The organism is Trueperaceae bacterium (assembly GCA_031581195.1).
Lineage (GTDB): Bacteria > Deinococcota > Deinococci > Deinococcales > Trueperaceae > SLSQ01.
The window spans coordinates 1-3,576 of the sequence record JAVLCF010000162.1 but is presented as its reverse complement, the minus strand read 5'-3'; the positions used below and the strand labels follow the sequence as shown (position 1 = coordinate 3,576).

The following is a 3,576-nucleotide window of genomic DNA, read 5'->3' as shown; positions in this document are numbered from 1 at the left end:
CCGAAACGCGTGACGATGGACGCGATCGCCGAGTGACGCCGGCGCGTTCGCGCCGCCCCACCCCCGACCGGTACCGACGGACCCCCGCGCGGGGCGGGGGTCCGGGGTGGAGCCAACGGTCGGAATTGAACCGACGACCTGCCGATTACGAATCGGCTGCTCTACCGCTGAGCTACGTTGGCGCGCACGCGAAGCAGCGTATGGTGGCCGGGGGCGGGATCGAACCGCCGACACTACGATTTTCAGTCGTATGCTCTACCAACTGAGCTACCCGGCCGTGCGGAGAGGGCGCCCGCGGGGGGCGCCCTTCCGGTGTCGTCTGGCGGAGCCGACGGGATTCGAACCCGCGACCTTCTGCGTGACAGGCAGATATGCTAACCGCTACACTACGGCTCCCCGACGTGACTCGCGCGTTGCGAGCAAGCTGAATGATACCCATCCTCCCTCAGACTGTCAACGGACCTCAGGAGGTCTTCGCGGAGGCGTCCACGGCGGCCGGCACGGCGCCGGCGTCGCGCGCCGAGGGGGCGGCGTCGGCCTCCACCGGCGGCGCGTCCCCCAACACCCGATCGAGGGTCGCGCGAATCGCGTGGGGGCCGTACCCCAGCTCCTCGTGCTGGCGGGCCGGATCGCCGTGCGGCACGATCACGTCCGGAACCCCGAGGCGCGTGAGGCGGGCGGGGAGGTCGTCGTCCGCGAGCGCTTCGGCGACGGCGGCGCCGAACCCCCCGGGCAGGTTGTGGTCCTCGACGGTGAGGACGTGGTCGGCCTCCTGCGCGTGGCGCGCCAGGAGGGCCCGGTCGAGCGGCTTGACGAAGCGGGCGTCGACGACCCCGACGCGGGGGTCGTCCCCCGCCGCCTCGAGGGCGTACCCGACGGTCGGACCGAGCGCCCACACCCACGCGTCGGTGCCCGACTTGAGGACCTCGGCGCGTCCCCAGGCGACGTCGGGCCACGCGTCGACCTCCGCCTCGGGCGGCGCGTCGACCGACCCGCGCGGCCAGCGGATCGCTTTGGGTCCCCCCTGCGCGAGGGCGGCCTTCAGCATCGCGCGTTGCTGGATGGCGTCGCGCGGCATGGCGATCTCGAGGTTCGGGATCGCCCGCAGGTACGCCAGGTCGTACACCCCTTGGTGGGTGGCGCCGTCCCCCCCGACCAGGCCGGCGCGATCGATGGCGAAGACGACGTCGAGGTTCTCGATCGACACGTCGTGCACCACCTGATCGAAGCCGCGCTGCAGGAAGGTGGAGTAGATCGCAACGATCGGTTTCTCGCCCTGCAGCGCCAGGCCGGCGGCGGTCGTGACGGCGACGTCCTCCGCGATGCCGACGTCGAGGTAGCGCTCCGGGTGGCGCTTCGAGTAGGACACGAGACCGGAGCCTTCGCGCATCGCGGGCGTCAACACCCACACGCGGTCGTCGCCGTCGGCGAGCTGGATGGCGGCGTCCCCGAACGCGTTCGACCAGCCGTACGGTTTGCCCTTCGCGACCGGGTGGTCGGGATCGAACTTCGAGGCGCCGTGCCACGTGATCGGGTCGGATTCCGCGACGGAGTAGCCCTTGCCCTTGCGGGTGACGATGTGCAGCATCGTGGGTCCGTCGAGCGCGTCGATGTGCTCGAGGAAGTACAGCACCTCGTCGACGTCGTGCCCGTCGATCGGGCCGACGTAACGCAACCCCATCGCGTGGAACGGGTTGTCGCTGGCGGGGTCGAAGAACCGGCGGGTGGCGGCCTTCGCGCCGCTCCCGAGGCGCGCGAGCGGCTCGAGCACCCCGCCGCTCAGGGCGCGCTTCCCGTCGCGTTCGGCGCGCTGCAGCCACGGCTTGACCTGCATGTGCCGCATGTAGTGGTTGAGGGCCCCGACGTTCTCGCTGATCGACATTTCGTTGTCGTTCAGGATGACCGTCATCTTCGGCCGGACGTGCCCGATCTGGTTGAGCGCGGCGAGCGCCATGCCCCCGGTCAGCGCGCCGTCGCCGATGATCGCCGTCACCCGGTAGTCGTCCCCGCGCGCGTCGCGCGCGAGCGCCATGCCGAGCGACGCCGCGAGGCTGGTGGAGGCGTGCCCCACCGTGAGGGCGTCGTGCGGCGATTCGCTGCTGGTCGTGAAGCCGGCGAGGCCGCCGTGCGCCCGGATGGTGGGCATGCGGTCGCGGCGGCCGGTCAGGATCTTGTGGCCGTAACTCTGGTGACCGACGTCCCAGACGAACCGGTCGCGTTCGCTGTCGAACAGGTAGTGCAGCGCGACCGTCAGCTCGACCGCCCCGAGGCTCGACGCGAGGTGGCCTCCGACGCCCGAACAAACCCGCACGATCTCCTCGCGCAGTTCGTCGGCGACGGCGGCCAGCTCGTGGCGAGGGACGCGTTTCAGATCGCGCGGTGCGTGGATCTCGTCGAGTCGTCCCATGAATGACCGCTCCTTCGGGGGAGAGCGTATCGCAGCGGCGTCGCGCCGACGGTAAGCCGGACCGCAGCTCGCGGGGCGTTCAGGGGCGCGCGAGGTTGCTTTCGACGAGGAAGAAGCCGTGATCGGTGCGCACCTCGCCGTAGTGCGGAGCGAACCAGACCTCCTGGCGCAACGTCTCGGTGATCGCGCCGGCGTCGTCGAACGTGCGGCTCACGAAGTTCACGACGAAGACCGGGATCCGCCCGGCGGGCACCACGACCTCGCGCTCGTCGACGACGGTGTAGGTCCACTGCACGTCGAACGTCGCGGTGCGCTGTTCGGCGTCGGCGTCGGGGAACGTGATCGTGGCCTCGGTGTCGCCCGACCAGGTGCGCCCCACGCGCAGCGGGGTGGCGGGCCACTCGCGGATCGGGGGGTCGAACGTCACGACCGTCCCGGGGCGTTCCTCGCGCACGAGGAGGGTGCCGTCCTCGCCGTGGCGGCGGTAGCTGCGCACGTCCAGGCCGCGCCCCTCGAGGTGCCAGGCGGTCGCGACGCCGTCGTCGAGCACGGTGGGCCCCTCGATCTCCATGCGGACGCGGGGGGCGTCGAGGGGCGCGTCCTCGGGCAGGTAGATCCAGCGCGACCCGGGGGCGGTCGGGTAGTACCCGGCCTCCGCGGACGGCACGACGTCGACCGTGGCGGTGCCGACCGGCGCGGGCGCACACGCGGACGCGGCGAGCAGGAGCGCGCCGGCGAGGGCGAGGGGGCGAAGGCGCGCGGAGGGCCGGGACGGGCGGCGGGGCGTCATGACGCGAGGCTACCGCGTGGCGGCGGGCCCGGGGGCGTTCACATCGCACCCGCCGCGCCGCGACCGGGCTCCCGGTGTGGATCCACGAACCCCTCGTGCTGGACGAGGGCGCGGCGCAACCCGGCGGCGGTCATGGCGGCGTCGCTGGAGCGGCGGTCGTCGTCGCGCCGGTCGGGGTCCGCACCGACCGCGTCGAGTTCGGCGTCCTCGAGCGCTTCGAGGCGGCGGACGGTCGCCGCGGCGTCCTCGCCCGCGCGGAGGCTGGCGCGGACGACGTCGGCCCACGCCGCGTTGCGGCGCGGCACCTCGGCGAGGTGCGCCTGGATGGCGTCGTGCCCCTCCAGGGTGGCGTAGTGCGTCAGGTGCAGCCGGGTGGGCG

3 protein-coding genes and 3 tRNA genes are annotated in these 3,576 nt (G+C 72.6%); all 6 read right to left on the bottom strand.

Features of this window, described 5'->3' with window-relative positions:
- Window positions 1-107: 107 nt before the first annotated feature.
- Window positions 108-182, bottom strand: a tRNA-Thr gene (locus RI554_10865).
- A 19-nt stretch (window positions 183-201) separates the two neighbouring features.
- Window positions 202-277: transfer RNA gene (locus RI554_10860), tRNA-Phe, on the bottom strand.
- A 43-nt stretch (window positions 278-320) separates the two neighbouring features.
- Window positions 321-396: transfer RNA gene (locus RI554_10855), tRNA-Asp, on the bottom strand.
- A 67-nt stretch (window positions 397-463) separates the two neighbouring features.
- Window positions 464-2,407, bottom strand: coding sequence for a 1-deoxy-D-xylulose-5-phosphate synthase (gene dxs, locus RI554_10850; GenBank protein MDR9392514.1), 1,944 nt, complete (start codon window positions 2,405-2,407; stop codon window positions 464-466).
- Window positions 2,408-2,486: 79 nt separating this feature from the next.
- Window positions 2,487-3,197 (bottom strand): hypothetical protein, encoded by a 711-nt coding sequence (locus RI554_10845; GenBank protein ID MDR9392513.1) that lies wholly within the window; start codon window positions 3,195-3,197, stop codon window positions 2,487-2,489.
- A gap of 38 nt (window positions 3,198-3,235) precedes the next feature.
- Window positions 3,236-3,576 (bottom strand): hypothetical protein (locus tag RI554_10840; GenBank protein MDR9392512.1); only part of this gene is annotated, 341 nt, incomplete at its 5' end.

What these genes read in the sequence shown, in the direction of transcription:
- dxs (MDR9392514.1), bottom strand. Translation starts at nt 2,407, where the DNA reads ATGGGACGACTCGACGAGATCCACGCACCGCGCGATCTGAAACGCGTC.
- RI554_10845 (MDR9392513.1), bottom strand. Translation starts at nt 3,197, where the DNA reads ATGACGCCCCGCCGCCCGTCCCGGCCCTCCGCGCGCCTTCGCCCCCTC.